We start from the raw sequence: 16,556 nt of genomic DNA, 5'->3' as shown, positions 1-16,556 counted from the left end.
GCGAATGGCGGCACCGACGCGGCGCGATGTGTTGACGGCATCGGGGGCGACTCTTGTCGCGGCGCCGGCTGCGGCGCTGGCGGATCCGGCAGTCACCGATCGCCTGTCTGCCGATCTCGACCGGTATATCGGCTTCGGCAACAAGGCGTCGGGTGGCGCCGGCGATACCGCCTGCGGTGAATGGCTGCAGGCAGAACTGGCGGCGGCCGGCTTCCGGGTCGAGCGCCAGACCTTCACCGTGCCCTGGTTCGAGGCACGCCATGCATCGCTGACCATGGGCCGCGACTCGGCACCGCTCATTCCGCAGGCCATCGTCGTGCCGACCGGGGCTGGCGGCGTCTCCGGGCCGCTGGTGCGGATCGACCCCGGCGCCGGCGCGAGTGGCCCGCTCAGGGGAGCGGTCGCCTTGCTCGATCTGCCGTTCCAGCGCTGGTCGAGCGCGGTTGCCAAACCGATCCGCGAACCGGTGACGGCCGCATTCGCCGCGGGCGTGGCCGGTGTCGTGATCGTCACCAATGGCCCGACCGGTGAAGCGCTCGCACTCAACGCCACGGGCACTGCGCCAATGTTTCCCGGACCCGTAGGCGTCATTGCCCCGAAGCAGGCCAGGCCGTTCCTGGCCGACGCGATCGCCGGCAGAAGGGCGACATTGCGGATCGACGGGGAGGGTGGGGCACGCGCCGCGTTCAACCTGATTGGACGGATCGATCGCGGGGCGGAAGATTGGATCGTGGTGTCGACACCGCGATCGGGCTGGTTCGATTGCGCGGGCGAACGCGGTCCGGGTATCGCCGTGTGGCTTGCGCTGGCGCGCTGGGCCGGGCGTGAACTGAAGAGCCATAATCTGGCGTTTCTGTGCAACAGCGGCCACGAATACGAGAATCTGGGATCGGAACATGCGCTGCGCGCTGCCGCCCCGCCGCCCGGCCGGACGACATTCTGGCTTCATCTCGGCGCGAACGTCGCATCGCGCGACTGGCACGAACTCGGTGCAGGGATGCTCATGCCACTGCCGAGCGCCGACCCGCAGCGTTTCCTGGTCACCAGCCCGGCATTGGTCGATGTGGCGCGGCGTGCCTTTGCCGGGCAGTCCGGGCTCGAAATGGCGTATCCGTCGGGGCAGGGATCGGCGGGCGAACTGACCAATATTCTTGCCGCGGGATATGCCGGCGTCGCCGGCATTTTCGGCGCGCACCGCTTCCATCATGCCGCGACCGATGATGCGCGCTGCGTCAGCACGGTGCACGCGGCGCAAGTGTTCGACTCCTGCAGGGTTATGATCTCCGGGATTTCCGCGCTTTAGCGCGGCAAACGCCAACTTCATTGACAAGCGGGGCGTGGAATCGTCTAAATTATCGATAATTCGAGTATGACTCGATATCGGCAAGGGGTGGACGATGACTCGCAAGGCAGTGCTGCTGGCTTCGGCCGGATTGATTTCCGCAATTCTTCCCGCCGCCGTGCAGGCACAGGCTACCTCGGAAATCGAAGATTCCACCGCCCTTGGCGCTGACGACAATCAGGGCGATGTGGTGGTCACCGCACGCCGTCGCGAAGAGCGGCTCGCCGATATTCCGACTGCCGTCTCGGTGATCGATGCGGAGTCGCTGGCCAGCCGGGGCGGCGCGACCGATTCCCGCGAATTGCTCGCCGATCAGCCGAGCGTCCGGTTCAACAATCTCAACTCGTCGATCACCTCGGAAATCTCGCTCCGCGCTTCATCGACCGCGCGGGCGACCAATGGCGACCCGAGCATCGGTCTGTACGTCAACGGCGCCTATATCGGCGGCGGCGGGGTCGGCGGGCGGAACTTCACCCGGCTCGATTTTCTCGATGTCGGACGGATCGAGGTGCTGCGCGGCACTCAGGGTGCGCTTTATGGCCGCAACGCCGTGGGCGGCGCGATCAACATCGTATCGGCGCAGCCGCAATTCGATACGTCGGGCTTCATCAAGGCGCGCTACGATTTCGAGACCGAGGGCAAGCAGGTCCAGGGGGCAGTGAATGTCGCCCTCAGTGATTCGGTCGCGGTGCGCTTCAGCGGCGACGGCATCTCGCAGAATGGCGGTTTCTTCTACAATCCCGACCACGACACCTATTTCGATCGCCAGAAAGGCTATGGCGCGCGCGCGCAAATCCGCTTCAAGACCGGGCCACTCGACCTGACCCTGCTGGCCGAGCGCCAGGATCTCGATACGCCGTCGATCCATTATCAGGTATCGATCGCGCGCGGCACGCCCGGCTACCCGAACGGCTTCACCCAGCCGAAATTCTCCTATTCCTGGAATACCCGGCCGCGCGCGACGCAGGATCACAACACCTATCAGGCGTTCGGTACGCTTGATCTGGGCGGTGTGACGCTCAGCGCGACCAGCTATTATCGCAATCGCAAGTCGCAATATGATCTCGACAATGACGGCATCGACGCGGCGACGGTTGCCGCGGCGGTCGCGGCGGGGCAGATTCCGCTGGCAACGGCGCAGCGTACCGATGTGTTCGGCGCATCCTATGTCATCGACCGGACCAGAAGCTTCAATCAGGACCTGCACCTCAGCGGCACGGGGTTGGACGGCAAGCTGACCTGGCTGATCGGCGGCGACCTGCTGATCCTCAACAGCGACTATCAGGTCACCACGTTTCGCACCCCGACCGCGCTCAACATCTCGACCGGCACGCGTGCGCCGGTGTCGCTCAGCTACAAGAGCTATGCGGGCTATGGTTCGCTCGGTTACGATGTGACCGACAGCCTCAATCTGACCGGTGAAATCCGCTATACCAAGGATGATCGCTCGCTCAGCGGACGGTTGTTCGATCGCGGCACCGGCACTCCGGCGGGCGGTGCGGCCCGCGTCATCGACGTCCGGATCAAGCCTGATAACATCGCCTATAACGTGACGGCTGCGTACAAGGCAGGCGGCGGCGTTCTGGCCTATGCCAAGGTCGGGTCGAGCTACCGCGCCGGCGGCTTCAATACCAATCTCGGCGACCCGCGCCAGCCCAATGCCATCCCGGCTGCGTTCGGCAACGAAAACTCGACCACCTATGAAATCGGCGTGAAGGGGGCGCCGGACCGGTCATTGTTCTTTGCGTTCGCCGGCTATTACAACAATCTCAGGAGCCTGATCGCGCAGCTCGACAATGGCTGCATCCTGACCAACCCGACCTGCCCGGTTGCGGCGACGACCTATCTGACCAACGCCGGCGACGCCAAATCCTATGGCGTCGAGGGAGAGCTGACCATGACTCAGCCCGTCGCCCATGGCCGCTTCCGCGCGTCGCTCAGCGCGTCATGGCAGGGCGGCAAGGTGACCAGCGGGCGCTACGACACTCTGCGTTTGCCGCAGGTGCCGGATTTCATCGGCGCAGTGAACCTGAACTTCCGCCACGGCTTTATCGGCCAATCGACCTTGGTCGCCAACGCGCTCTATTCGGTTCAGTTCGGCGGCCTGCAGGAATTGCGGGTTAATTCGGTCAAGCTCGACGATTACAGCCTGGTCAATCTGCGTCTCGGCATCGAGATCGACAGGGCGACCTTCAGCGTCTTCGCCAATAATGTCGGCAATCAGGTGTACCGTGTTGCGCGCGATACGACCGTCAACCGCTACAGCACGCCGCGCGTGATCGGTGTGGACGCATCCTATCGCTGGTAGGGCAGGTATTGCCGGAGCGGGACGCTTGCGGATGGGCCTGCGTCCCGCTGCGCCATCGACCGGCAATCAGCACCATCATGCCGCGGCTTTTGTCGGCGCCAGCAGGTTGAGCGCGGCATATTGCAGCAGCATGATGGTCTTGCCGTCCTGGATCGCTCCGGCGCCAATCATTTCAAGCGCAGCGTCGATGCCGAGTTCGATGACCTCGATATCCTCGCCTTCCGATGCATTTCCGCCGCCCCGTCCGGTGCGCATGATCGGGTCATATTCAGCAACGAAGAAATACAGCCGTTCGGTGACGGAGCCGGGGCTCATATAACAGCTGAAGATCGCCCGGGTGGCGCCAAGCGTCAAACCCAGCTCCTCTTCCACTTCGGCGCGGATACGGTCCTCGGGTGACGCTTCGTCAAGCAGGCCGGCCGCCGCCTCGATCAGCAGATCGTCGCATCCGTTGACATAGGCGGGAAAGCGGAACTGCCGCGTCAGCAACACCGTCCGGCGAATGGGGTCATAGGGCAGCAAGGTGGCGCCATTGCCCCGATCATAGGTCTCTCGATTCATCGTCTGCCAGCTGCCATCGGCGCGCCGCCAGTCAAAGCTGGTCTTTTTCAGAACGTACCAGTCGTCCGACAGGGTGGTGACGTTGTGAATGCGGATTCGATCGCTCAGTGACATGTGCGTATTTTCGTGCAATATCGTGCAGAGTCAAGAAGGATGTGTCAGAGAATGTTGACCGAGCAACGCAAGCGCCACCTTCTTTCCCTGCTCAAACAGGACGGACGGATCGTGGCGAAAAGCGTGGCGGCCGGCCTCGGGTTGTCGGAAGATACGATCCGGCGCGATTTGCGCGAACTTGCTGCCGAAGGTCTCCTGCAACGAGTTCATGGTGGCGCACTGCCGGCATCTCCCGCGGTGGGAACATTGGCCACCCGGTTGTCGATCGGTGCGGCCGACAAGGCTGCAATCGGGCGATATGCGGCGTCGATGATCCGGCCGGGACAGACTGTCTTTGTCGATGGCGGCACGACCGCGATGCAACTCGTCAATCATCTCGATCACCGGCTGATGGCGACGATTGTCACGCACAGCCCACTCGTCGCCGGCGCGTTGGCGGACCACGCCGTCGATGTGCTGTTGATCGGCGGCAAGCTGTTCAAGCATTCGATGGTGAGTGTGGGCGTCGCCGCGCTGCGGGCCGTGAGCGAGATCCGGCCCGATATATTCTTCATGGGCGTCACAGGTGTTCATCCGACCGCAGGGCTGACCACGGGTGACCCGGAAGAGGCGGCAATGAAGCGGGCGATCGCCGATACTGCCGCGGAACTCGTGGTCATGGCGTCGTCGGAGAAGATCGGCGCCGCATCGCACTTTGTCATCGCACCGATCGAGCGGACCGATATTCTGATCACCCCAGCCGGCACCGATCAGGATTCCAGCACGCAATTCACGGCGCTCGGGGTTGACGTGAGGCGGGTCTAGGAGGCCCGCAAACGGACGGTCGTGCGTTTGCCGTCACATCTGCACATTGGAGGCCCGACCGGGAATCGAACCCGGGTGCGAGGATTTGCAGTCCTCTACGTCACCACTCCGCCATCGGGCCCCGATGCGAGCCGCGCGAAATGCACAGGGGGCGGGGTACCTGTCAACCGCCACCGTGAACATTGCCGAGAAAATCAGCCAGGCCGGTTGCAACGCTCGCTTGGCGCGGAGGCAGTCGCACGATACAAGCCGGCCAGAGAAACAAGTGTATTGCGTGACTAAAACAGTTGTGCAACAAGGTGGCACCATGAAATTGACGGCAATCGACTCCGACCGCTTTACCGCCATGCGCCATGCGATGGTGGCAAGCCAGTTGCGCACCAACGCGGTCAGCGACCCGCGTGTGGTCGCGGCCATGGCGCGTGTCCCGCGTGAGGCTTTCCTGCCCGCCGAGGCGCAGGCGCTTGCGTATCGCGACACCGCGCTGCCGCTTGGGCAGGGACGCTTCCAGAATGTGCCGATCGCGACCGGACGGCTGCTGACCGAGGCTTATCTGCTCCCCGCCGACAAGGTTCTGCTGATCGGTGCGGCTGGCGGCTATACCGCCGCTGTGCTCGCCGAACTGGTGACGTCGGTGGTTGCCGTGGAAAGCGATGCCGCGCTCGCTGCACTGGCGCGCGAGGCGCTGGTCGGCACGGCCGGGGTGACGCTGGTCGAAGGACCGCTCGAGACCGGGCACGCCGCTGGCGCGCCCTATGATGTCTTGATGGTCGACGGCGCGGTCGAGCAGCTGCCCGATTCGCTCGTCGCGCAATTGCGCGATGGCGGACGCGTCGTCGCCGGAATCGCCGACCGTGGCGTCACCCGGCTGACATCGGGCCGCAAGAGCGAAGGCGGTTTCGCGTTGCTCGATTTCGCCGACATCGATTGTGTCCCGCTGCCTGGCTTCGCCCGGGCCAAGACCTTCACCTTCTGAAAGATGCCGCTGATTATGCGTCGGACCTATTTTCTCGTCGGAACCGCGCTGGCGCTGGCTGCCGCACCCGCGTCGGCGGAAACGCTGCGCGATGCGCTGGTCAAGGCGTACAACACCAACCCGACGCTGTCGGGCGAGCGCGCCCGTGTCCGGTCGCAGGACGAGAATGTGCCGATCGCCAAGGCGCAGGGGCGGCCCTCGTTGAGCACGGACGGCGGGTTCACTCAGAATGTCCTCAATGGCCCCGGCGCGACGAGCCTCAATTCCCCTGAGCGCACGCTCAATGCGACTGCCCGGTTCTCGGTGCCGCTCTACAATGGTGGTGCGGTAAAGAATTCGGTGCGCGGCGCGGAAACACGCGTCGAGGCCGCACAGCTTGGTTTACGCGGGACTGAAGCCGATCTCTTCAACGCAGTGGTCGGCGCGTACATGGACGTCATTCGCGACGAAGCGATCGTCGGATTGAATCAGCAGAATGTGAAGGTTCTCGACGTCAATTTGCAGGCGAGCCGTGATCGCTTCCAGGTCGGTGATCTGACGCGCACCGACGTTGCCCAGTCGGAGGCACGTCTCGCCGTCGCGCGAAGCCAGTTGCAGACCGCGGAATCGCGCTTGATCTCCAGCCGCGAGAATTATGTCCGGCTGGTCGGGGATGTGCCCGGTTCGCTGGAAACGCCCCCTGCCGTTCCCGGCACGCCGGCCGGCTCGGAACAGGCGGTCGAGATTGCGCTCGACAACAATCCCAACCTGCTTGCGGCACAGAAGAACCGCGACGCGTCCGATTTCGACATCAAGGCTGCACGGGCCGGCCGTCTCCCGCGCATCAGCGGCGTCGCGACTGGCAATTATTTCAACTATCTCGGCACGCTCGGCGATGGGCTGAATGTGCCGGGCGGCCTTGGGTCGCAGAACGGCACCTCGGCGAGTGCCGGCCTGTCGTTCACGCTGCCGCTATACCAGGGCGGGCTTCCTGCCGCTCAGGTTCGCCAGGCACAGGAGCGGCGCGGCCAGGCGATCGAACAGGTCACCGAAACCGAACGGACCGTCATCGCCAACACGCGCTCGGCCTATGCGGTATGGAAATCGTCGGAAGAGGTGATTGCATCGTCCGAAGTCGCGGTGAATGCCAACAAATTGTCGCTTGAGGGCGTCCGCGCCGAGAACAGCGTCGGCAACCGCACGATCCTCGATATCCTCAACGCCGAACAGGAATTGCTCAACTCGCAGGTCACGTTGGTGACGGCGCGGCGCGATGCCTATGTCGCACGCTTCGCATTGCAGGTGGCGATGGGCCGGGCCGAGGCGCGCGACCTGGGACTCGACGGCGGGCCGCTCTATGATCCGGTGACCAACTACAAGCGGGTCCGTGGCAAATGGAACGACTGGGCCTCGGACCCGGCGCCGCAGCCGGTCGCCACCAGCACCCGGCAGACCAGGGCGCAGGGCTCGGAAGTCACCCGTCCGCTTGACCCGATCCTTGACGCGCCGGTTGACAGGGGTACTGCAAATCCCGCAGGTGAGCCGAAGTAGGACCGCTCTCGATGCGGTTGCTCGGGTTTTAAGGGTTGCCGATGGGGGATGTCAGCGCCGAACCGTCGATGGAGGACATCCTCTCGTCGATCAAACGCATCATCGCCGAAGAGGGCGACGCGGCCGTGTCTGCGCGGAACGCGCGCAAGCCCGCTCGTCCTGCTGCGCCGGACTCACCGGCCGATATCGATGATTTCGGCCATAGCGAGATCCTTGAACTGAGCGACCCGGTACGCGCCACGCAGCCGGTCGTGATCAAGGCGCCCGCGGCGGACCCCCAGCCACAGCCCCAGACGACGCCAGCCGAATCGATTCTCTCGCCTCAAACCACCCAGGCAAGCCGCGGCCCGCTCGAGGCCTTGTCGCGCATGGTGGTGAAACCCGAAGTGGCTGGATCGGATACGCTCGAGGGCATGGTGCGCGAGATGATTCGTCCGATGCTGCGCGACTGGCTCGATTCTGCATCTGCCGGCGATGGTCGAGACGATGGTCGCGCGTGAGATCGCCCGCATCACGGGGCAACCCCGCTAAGACGATTTCGAGCTGGGTTGATCCGCCGCCTTCCGTTCGCCCTGGGCCTGTCGAAGGGCAGGCGCAGCGAATGGACCTTCAACGTCGAGCCGATGCCGCCTTTTGGCGCGGACCGTGCGGCGGATTGGGCATAGTCGCGACGCACGGCGTGCAGGTCGATGGTCTCCGGCAACCGCATATTGCGCGTCACCCCGAAGGCCTCGCGCGTAAGCGACGGGTCGCTTGGAGCCCCTGGCGATTGTTTGCCGACCAGGTCTCCGCCGGCCGATTCAATTGCCAGCCCGGTCATATCAATATGCTGCCCATGAACCCTCACCATATCAAAGCAACATTGCCCGATCGGTCGAATCGGCGCTCCCTGTTATGTCCTCCCGCACTCCCTGTTCGGGCCGCGGCATCTCCCTGTTCCGTGGTGACGAACTCCCTGTTCCGGATTAACAGGGAGAATTGCAATCAAGCTGTTGATATAAAATGCGATTTTATCCAACAAATGACCCGAGTCGCGCCAAAAAAATATGCCGCTCCCTGTTATTCTCCCTGTTATCGCTCATGAACAGGGAGCGGGCTCGCGATCGGTAGCCGGTTTGAATGGCGGTTGGAGCAGTTTCGCGCTGAGTTGCCCCCTCTCTCCCATTTGCCCTGGGCTTGTTCAGCGCTTGTCCCCTTCGATCAGGGGACGGAATAATCGAGAGTGATCGCCCCTTCCTTAGTGCTCCCGCGAAGGCGGGAGCCCAGACTGGGTCCCCGCCTTCGCGGGAGCACAAGCTTCCTTTCTGAAGGAGATATGCTGACTTGTTCCGGGGATGACGGAATATTTCGAAAAGCAAACTCTCCAAATCTGAATGTCGATCCGCTCTGGATCCGTTGTTGTCGGGTATCTTGCATGGGCCATGGTCGGGGCGTTGCTCAGGCGGCGTCATCTGCTCTATCGTTGCGCTCATGAAGATGATCCTGTCCGCGAGCCTGATCGCGATCGCTACAGCCTCCACTCCGGCCGCTGCCCGCCAACTCACCATCGACGACGTCACCATGCTCTCGCGCGTGTCGGCTCCCGATGTCTCCGCCAATGGCCATTGGCTGGTCTGGCAGCAGCGCGAGACCGATCTGGCGGCCGACAAGGGGCGCTTCGACCTGTGGCGGCTCGACTTGACGAAGAAGAATGCGAAGCCCGAAAAACTCGCTGCGGAAGCGGATGTCAACGAAACCAGCCCGCAAATCTCCGCCGATGGCGCGACGGTCTATTTCCAGTCGGACAAAGGCGGAGATGACGCTATCTGGTCGATCGCGATCACTGGCGGCGAGCCGCGCAAGCTGACCGGTTTCCAGGGCGGTTTCGGCGGTTTCAAGGTCGCGCCGACCGGGGACAAGATCCTGGTCTGGGCGGATCGCAAGCCCGGCGCGCCGAGCCTCGCGCCGGCGATGGTCAAGAAGGATCCGAATGCCGGCGCGGCGCGGTCCTATGATCAGATGTTCGTGCGGCATTGGGATAGTTGGAGCGACGGCAGCCGCTCCCAATTGTTCGTGCTGCCGCTGACCGCCGACGGTGCGAGCGGCGACGGCGTGGCGATCGGCGGCAAGCTGATCGGCGATGCACCGTCCAAGCCCTTTGGCGGCGGCGAGGAAGTGGCGTGGAGCCCCGACGGCAAGACGGTCTATTTCGCATTGCGTGAGGCGGGCCGGATCGAGCCGCTATCGACCAATCTCGATATCTTCGCTGTCCCGGCCGATGGTTCGACGGCGCCGGTCAATCTGACCGATGCCAATGACGGCACGGACAATCTGCCGACCATCTCGCCCGATGGCCGCAGCCTCGCCTATTTCGCGATGAAGCGTCCCGGCTATGAAGCCGATCGCCAGGTGCTGATGCTGCGCGATCTCGCCACCGGGCAGGTGCGTGCACTGACCGAGGCCTGGGACCGTTCGGTCGCGTCGATCGCCTGGGCGGGGAACGGCAAAACCCTCTATGTCACGGCGGACGATACGCAGGAAACGCCGGCCTTTGCGGTCGACGCGGCGACCGGAAAGGTCACGCGCCTGACGCAGCTGGGGCATGTGTCCGGTGTCGTGCCGACCGCCAAGGGCATCGTCTTCGCGCTGAACAGCCTGACCGCGCCGGACGATTTCTGGCTGCTCTCGGGCAGGAAGACCACGCGCCTGACTGCGGTCAATGCCGGAAAGCTTGCCGGGATCGACATGCCGGCGGTGACGCGGTTCAGCTTCACTGGCGCGAACAAAGACACGGTCTGGGGCTATGCGGTGAAGCCCGCCGGCCTCGCGGCGGATGCCAAGGTGCCGGTTGCGTTCATGGTCCATGGCGGGCCGCAGGGGTCGAGCAACAATAGCTGGTCGTACCGCTGGAACCCGGCCGTATTCGCCGGTGCCGGCTATGGCCTGGTCGCGGTCGATTTCCACGGCTCTACCGGTTACGGCCAGGGCTTCACCGATGCGATCACCAACAATTGGGGCGGCTGGCCACTGGAGGATCTGCAAAAGGGCCTCGATGCGGCGACGACCAAATTCGGCTGGCTCGATGGCGACAATGCCTGCGCACTCGGCGCGTCCTATGGCGGCTACATGATGAACTGGATCGCGGGGCAATGGCCCGACCGGTTCAAGTGCCTCGTCCAGCATGACGGCGTGTTCGACGCCCGCGCCATGGCGTACGAGACCGAGGAATTGTGGTTCGACGAATGGGAACATGGCGGCAAGGCCTATTATGAGGATCCTGCCGCGTTCGAGAAATGGAACCCGGTCAACCATGTCACCAGCTGGAAGACCCCGATGCTGGTGATCACCGGCGAGAAGGATTTCCGCATTCCCTATACGCAGGGGCTGGCGGCATTCACGGCGCTGCAGCGGCGCGGCATCCCGTCGCGTCTGGTCGTCAATCCGAACGAGAATCATTGGGTGCTCAAGCCGAAGAACAGCCGTCAATGGTATGGCGAGGTGCTTGGCTGGCTAGGGAAATATACCGGGAAGGCCAAATAGCCTTCTTCCGTTCGTGCTGAGCTTGTCGAAGCACCGCCCGTCTTCGAGCGAAGAAAGTGCGGCCCTTCGACAGGCTCAGGGCGAACGGAGGTTTTCATTCGTGAAGCAAACGGTAAAGCCGCAATGCTATGACCGAACTTCCCAAAACCTTCGACCCCGCCGAAATCGAATCCCGCTGGTACGCCCATTGGGAAGATAAAGGCCTGTTCCGCCCCGATCGCCCCGGCGCGGAGCCCTGGACGATCGTCAACCCGCCGCCCAATGTGACGGGCAATCTGCATATCGGCCATGCGCTCGACAACACGCTGCAGGATATCCTCGCGCGTCACGCGCGGCTGAAGGGCAAGGATGCGCTGTGGGTGGTCGGCACCGACCATGCCGGCATCGCGACGCAGATGGTGGTGGAGCGCAACATGGCGCTGCATCAGCAGAAGCGCACCGACTTCACGCGCGAACAGTTCGTCGAGAAGGTCTGGGAATGGAAAGCGGAAAGCGGCGGCATCATCACCCAGCAGCTGCGCCGCCTCGGCTGCTCGATGGACTGGAAGAACGAGCGTTTCACCATGGACCCGGGCTTTTCCAAGGCCGTGCTCAAGGTGTTCGTCGACCTCCACAACCAGGGCCTGCTCTACCGCGACAAGCGGTTGGTGAACTGGGATCCCGGTCTCGGCACCGCAATCAGCGATCTCGAGGTCGAGACGCGCGAAATCAACGGCCAGTTCTGGCATTTGCGCTATCCGCTCGAGGACGGTTCGGGCTTCATCTCGGTCGCGACGACGCGCCCGGAAACGATGCTCGCCGATATGGCGGTCGCGGTGAACCCGACCGACGAACGCTACACCGCGCTGATCGGCAAGCATGTGAAGTTGCCGATTACTGGCCGGCTGATCCCGATCGTCGCTGACGAGCACGCCGATCCGGAACTCGGCTCGGGCGCGGTGAAGATCACGCCGGGTCACGATTTCAACGATTTCGAAGTGGGCAAGCGCGCCGGGTTCAAGGCGGCCGACATGCTCAACATGCTCGATGCCAAGGCACAGGTGCAGCAGACCAGCGACGGGCTGATCCCCGCCGAACTGATCGGCCTGACCACCGCCGAAGCGCGCAAGGAAGTCGTCGCGCGGCTGAAGGCGGGCGGATTCCTCGTTCCGCACATCGACAAGGAAGGCGCGGAACACGAGTCCGAACCACGCACGATCCAGACGCCTTATGGCGACCGGTCCGGCGTGGTGATCGAGCCCTGGCTGACCGACCAATGGTATGTCGATGCGGCAACGCTTGCGAAACCGGCGATCGAGGCGGTCAGGTCCGGCGCGATCAAGATCGTGCCCAAGACCTGGGAAAAGACCTTCTTCAACTGGATGGAGAATATCCAGCCCTGGTGCGTCTCGCGTCAGCTCTGGTGGGGGCACCGTATCCCGGCATGGTTCGCCGAGGATGGCCGCATCTTCGTCGCCGAGGATGAATCCGGCGCGCAGGCGCTGGCGGGGAGAGGGCGTTGCGCTCACCCAGGACAGCGACGTGCTCGACACATGGTTTTCCTCTGCGCTCTGGCCCTTCGCGACGATGGGCTGGCCTGAGGATGGCAATCCGACCCTGCACGGCCGTTATCCCAATGACGTGCTGATCTCCGGCTTCGACATCCTGTTCTTCTGGGATGCGCGGATGATGATGCAGGGCATGCACTTCATGAAGGAGGTGCCGTTCCGCACGCTCTATCTTCACGGCCTGGTCCGCGCCGCCGACGGCTCGAAGATGTCGAAATCGAAGGGCAATACGGTCGACCCGCTCGGGCTGATCGACCAGTATGGCGCCGACGCGCTGCGCTTCTTCATGGCGGCGATGGAAAGCCAGGGCCGCGACATCAAGATGGATGAGAAGCGGGTCGAGGGCTATCGCAACTTCGCGACCAAGCTGTGGAACGCCGCGCGTTTCTGCCAGTCGAACGGCATTGCCGCGAGCGCCACGCTCGAAGCGCCCAGGGCCGATCTGGCGGTCAATCGCTGGATCATCGCCGAGACGATCCAGACCGTGCAGGCGGTCGATCTCGCGCTGGCGGACTATCGCTTCGATGGCGCGGCCAATGCGATCTATCAGTTTGGCTGGAGCCGCTTCTGCGACTGGTACATCGAACTGATCAAGCCGGTGCTCGGCCAGATGGACGCGCCCGCGTCCGGTCCCGAAGCGGACGAGACGCGCGCCGTGGCCGGCTGGGTGCTCGACCAGCTGCTCGTGCTGCTCCACCCCTTCATGCCCTTCATCACCGAAGAGCTGTGGTCGAAGATGGGCGCGCGCGACACCGACCTGATCGTCGCGAAATGGCCGATGGCCGATGCGCGCTCGATCGATCCGGAGGCGAGCAAGGAAATCGACTGGCTGATCCGTCTGGTCAGCGAAGTCCGCACCGCGCGCAACGAGCTCAACATCGTGCCCGGCGCACGCATGAAGGTCTATGTCCGTGACGGCTCCGCCGCGACCTTCGATCGCCTCGCACGGCAGGCTGCCGTGCTCGGTCGTCTCGCCCGGATCGATTATGTTGCCGGCGAGCCGGCCGAGGGCGGCGCGATCCAGATCGTGGTCGATGAAGCGACCTATATCCTGCCGCTCGAAGGCGTGATCGACCTCGACGCCGAACGCGCCCGCCTGACCAAGGCGATCGCGGCGGCGGAGAAGGAGCGCGATGCGTTGGCGGGCCGGCTCGGCAATGCCAGCTTCGTCGAACGCGCCAAGCCGGAGGCGGTAGAAAAGGCCAAGGCGGACCATGCCGACAAGGCGGTCGAAGCCGAGCGGCTGACCGCGGCGCTCGGGCGGTTGGGGTGATCGTCCATACCGGCTATAAGGGGCTGATTGGCTCTCCCTCGCTTTCCATGGGCTGTTCCCCGGCGAAGGCTGGGGCCCAGTCGCGAAGGCCGCTTTTGCCGGGCGCCGCATACCGCAACGATTGCCTCTCGACTGGGCCTCGGCCTTCGCCGGGGAACGGACTTATCCATGCTTGTTCGGTCACAGACTCAGCCAGGGCGGAGTAAGGCAGGGCAATGGCAACACAACCGACCCGTCCCGGTCAGCGCGACCTGACGACGGGACCGATCCGCCGCACTCTGCTGTTGTTCGCGCTGCCGACGCTTGCGTCGAATATCCTGCAGACGCTGAACGGCGCGATCAATTCGATCTGGGTCGGGCGCTTCCTGGGGGAAGGCGCCCTGGCGGCGACTTCCAATGCCAACATCATCATGTTCCTGACGTTCGGTGCGGTGTTCGGGTTCGGCATGGCAGCGACGATCCTGATCGGCCAGAGCGTTGGCCGACGCGATATCGAAGGCGCGCGCCGCGCATTCGGGTCGGCGGTCGGCCTGGTCGTCGGTGGCGCGATGGTGATCGCGGTGCTCGGCTGGATCTTTGCGCCGGATATCCTGCACCTGCTCGCCACACCCGGCGACGCGATGCAACTGGCGCTCGACTATCTGCGCGTCATCTTCCTTGGCTTGCCCGCCTCGATGCTGCTCGTCCTGCTGACCATGGGCCTGCGCGGCTCGGGCGATTCGATGACGCCGCTCTGGTTCATGGGCCTGACGGCGCTGCTCGATACGATATTCAACCCACTGCTGATCATCGGTGTCGGTCCGTTCCCGGCACTCGGTATCGCAGGCTCTGCGCTGGCGACGCTGGCGGCGAACCTGATCTCGGTCATCGCCTTGCTCTTCTATATATATCGGCGCGACTTGCCGATCCGGTTGCGCGGCCCGGAACTGCGCTTTCTGCTCCCAGAGGCGGCGCTGGTACGCACGATCGTCGGCAAGGGACTGCCGATGGGAGCGCAGATGCTGGTCATGTCGACCGCCGGCCTGACCATGGTCGGGCTGGTCAATCGGCTCGGCGTGGACACCGCCGCTGCTTATGGCGTGACGCAGCAGCTTTGGGGCTTCATCCAGATGCCCGCGCTGGCGATCGGCGCGGCGGTCAGCGCGATGGCGGCGCAGAATATCGGCGCTGGCCGTTGGGATCGGGTGGCAAGCATCACCAATGCCGGGCTGCTGACCAATTTCGTTCTGACCGGCGCGATGGTCGTAGCGGTGATCCTGTTCGACCGGCCGGTGATGGGGCTGTTCCTCGGCGATCACAGCCCGGCTCTGCCGATCGGGCGGCATATCCAGCTGATCGCGAGCTGGAACTTCGTGCTGTTCGGCATGACCATGGTGCTGTTCTCGACGGTGCGCGCCAATGGCGCGGTGTGGGCACCTCTGCTGTCGCTGATCGTGGCGCTCTATCCAGTGCGGATCGGCTTCGCTGTCTTCGCCAAGCCCTGGCTCGGTGCGGATGCCCTGTGGTGGAGCTTCCCGATCGGTTCCAGCGTCACGCTGGCATTGGCGTTCCTTTATTATCGCTATGGCGGGTGGAAGCGTGGCGTCCTCGCGGTCCCACCGGATCCGGAAGAGACCGGCGAAGCGGCACATGCGACGAGTGAGCCTGCAGGTCGGCAGCATCCGACCGGGTAGGAGGGCCGGTGTGCGAACGATCAGGCCGGCACCATGACCTGGATGATTCCGGCGGCAACCCGGGCCGTCACCGGTGTTTTCGCCAGAACTTCGCCATCGATCGAGATCGGCAAGGGCGGCTCGGTGCGAAGCTTTAGCGACGTGCCGCTGATCTCCACCGTGGTTTCGTGCCGTGCGTCGAGCCGCAGGACACTTGTCGCCCAGTTCTGGATCAGCCGGCGCTTCACATGGCCGGTCACCGCCTGAACAACGATCACGCCATTATCGACTTCCGCCTGGTCGTTCAGCGCGGTGCCGCCATGATAAGGACCGTTGGAAATGCGTACTTCGACCGCCGGAATGCGCTGCTCATCCGGGCCTTCACCGACGATCAGTGTGAACGGCTTGAAATGGAGAAACTCCCACGCCGCCCAGCCGAGATAGCCGATCCGGCCGAGATATTTCTTCAGCCCATGCGGCACGCTTCGCGCAATCTGCGGGGAAATGCCGATCGCCGCGCAATTGGCGAAATAGTCGCCATCGATCATGCCGAGATCGATCCGTTTGAGCTGGCCGGTAGCGAGCACCGCAACCGCTCCCTCGACATCGAGTGGGATGCCCAGCGTGCGGGCGAAGCTGTTGGCGGTGCCGAACGGCAATATCGCGAGAGCTGTGCCGGTCCCGACGAGCTTGTCGACCAACCCGCTGATCGTGCCGTCGCCGCCGCCGAGGATCATCAGGTCGGGCTTTTTCGCCAGTGCGCGATCGATCACAGCCTCCAGCTGGTCGGGGTTTTCAACCGCATGCGCGTCGACCGGAAAGGGCAGCGCTCTCATGGCGGCGCAGGCGCGTTCGAACAGCGCCTGGCCTTTGCGCGACTTGGCATTGACGATCATCGCGGCGGAACGAATCTGGGACATTAGCCGGGCT

The 16,556-nt window shown here is 63.9% G+C and carries 11 protein-coding genes, 1 tRNA gene and 1 pseudogene; 9 read left to right on the top strand and 4 right to left on the bottom strand.

Annotation, left to right across the window (positions count from 1 at the left end; translation table 11 throughout):
• The first annotated feature begins 4 nt into the window (after window positions 1-4).
• Window positions 5-1,303: a hypothetical protein gene (locus tag H3Z74_RS09885; RefSeq protein WP_187763695.1), complete on the top strand. Its 1,299-nt coding sequence runs from the start codon at window positions 5-7 to the stop codon at window positions 1,301-1,303.
• Window positions 1,304-1,397: 94 nt separating this feature from the next.
• Window positions 1,398-3,650, top strand: coding sequence for a TonB-dependent receptor (locus H3Z74_RS09880; RefSeq protein WP_187763694.1), 2,253 nt, complete (start codon window positions 1,398-1,400; stop codon window positions 3,648-3,650).
• Window positions 3,651-3,725: 75 nt separating this feature from the next.
• On the opposite strand, the gene H3Z74_RS09875 is transcribed toward H3Z74_RS09880, so the two are convergent.
• A complete protein-coding gene (locus tag H3Z74_RS09875) occupies window positions 3,726-4,325 on the bottom strand; it encodes an NUDIX hydrolase (protein ID WP_187763693.1) in 600 nt (199 codons plus the stop codon).
• 51 nt (window positions 4,326-4,376) lie between these two features.
• Between H3Z74_RS09875 and H3Z74_RS09870 the strand changes: the two genes are divergently transcribed.
• A complete protein-coding gene (locus H3Z74_RS09870) occupies window positions 4,377-5,129 on the top strand; it encodes a DeoR/GlpR family DNA-binding transcription regulator (RefSeq protein WP_187763692.1) in 753 nt (250 codons plus the stop codon).
• Between the two features lie 47 nt (window positions 5,130-5,176).
• Here the strand turns inward: H3Z74_RS09870 and H3Z74_RS09865 are convergent.
• Window positions 5,177-5,250 (bottom strand) — tRNA-Cys (locus H3Z74_RS09865).
• 186 nt (window positions 5,251-5,436) lie between these two features.
• Here H3Z74_RS09865 and H3Z74_RS09860 point away from each other — a divergent pair.
• The 3 genes from H3Z74_RS09860 to H3Z74_RS09850 are packed head-to-tail and all read left to right on the top strand — an operon-like array spanning window position 5,437 to window position 8,135.
• Window positions 5,437-6,105, top strand: coding sequence for a protein-L-isoaspartate O-methyltransferase family protein (locus H3Z74_RS09860; RefSeq protein ID WP_187763691.1), 669 nt, complete (start codon window positions 5,437-5,439; stop codon window positions 6,103-6,105).
• Window positions 6,106-6,120: 15 nt separating this feature from the next.
• The gene (locus tag H3Z74_RS09855) at window positions 6,121-7,635 is read left to right on the top strand and encodes a TolC family outer membrane protein (protein WP_187764255.1); all 1,515 of its coding nucleotides are present in this window, start codon (window positions 6,121-6,123) and stop codon (window positions 7,633-7,635) included.
• Between the two features lie 41 nt (window positions 7,636-7,676).
• Window positions 7,677-8,135 (top strand): DUF2497 domain-containing protein, encoded by a 459-nt coding sequence (locus H3Z74_RS09850; protein ID WP_412034833.1) that lies wholly within the window; start codon window positions 7,677-7,679, stop codon window positions 8,133-8,135.
• Window positions 8,136-8,146: 11 nt separating this feature from the next.
• On the opposite strand, the gene H3Z74_RS09845 is transcribed toward H3Z74_RS09850, so the two are convergent.
• The gene (locus H3Z74_RS09845) at window positions 8,147-8,455 is read right to left on the bottom strand and encodes a hypothetical protein (RefSeq protein WP_187763690.1); all 309 of its coding nucleotides are present in this window, start codon (window positions 8,453-8,455) and stop codon (window positions 8,147-8,149) included.
• Window positions 8,456-9,105: 650 nt separating this feature from the next.
• Between H3Z74_RS09845 and H3Z74_RS09840 the strand changes: the two genes are divergently transcribed.
• The 3 genes and pseudogenes from H3Z74_RS09840 (at window position 9,106) to H3Z74_RS09830 (ending at window position 15,647) form a co-directional block, all read left to right on the top strand.
• A complete protein-coding gene (locus tag H3Z74_RS09840) occupies window positions 9,106-11,154 on the top strand; it encodes a S9 family peptidase (RefSeq protein WP_187763689.1) in 2,049 nt (682 codons plus the stop codon).
• Window positions 11,155-11,282: 128 nt separating this feature from the next.
• A pseudogene (locus tag H3Z74_RS09835) lies at window positions 11,283-13,974 on the top strand (valine--tRNA ligase).
• Between the two features lie 215 nt (window positions 13,975-14,189).
• Window positions 14,190-15,647 carry an MATE family efflux transporter gene (locus H3Z74_RS09830; protein WP_187763688.1) on the top strand — a complete coding sequence of 486 codons (1,458 nt, stop codon included), beginning with the start codon at window positions 14,190-14,192 and terminating at the stop codon, window positions 15,645-15,647.
• 20 nt (window positions 15,648-15,667) lie between these two features.
• Here H3Z74_RS09830 and H3Z74_RS09825 read toward each other — a convergent pair whose 3' ends face one another.
• On the bottom strand, window positions 15,668-16,546 hold the full coding sequence (locus H3Z74_RS09825; RefSeq protein ID WP_187763687.1) for a diacylglycerol/lipid kinase family protein: 879 nt from the start codon (window positions 16,544-16,546) through the stop codon (window positions 15,668-15,670).
• Window positions 16,547-16,556 lie beyond the last annotated feature (10 nt).

Origin of the sequence: Sphingomonas alpina (assembly GCF_014490665.1) — a bacterium.
Taxonomy (GTDB): domain Bacteria; phylum Pseudomonadota; class Alphaproteobacteria; order Sphingomonadales; family Sphingomonadaceae; genus Sphingomonas; species Sphingomonas alpina.
This window is presented reverse-complemented; position numbering and strand designations above follow the sequence as displayed.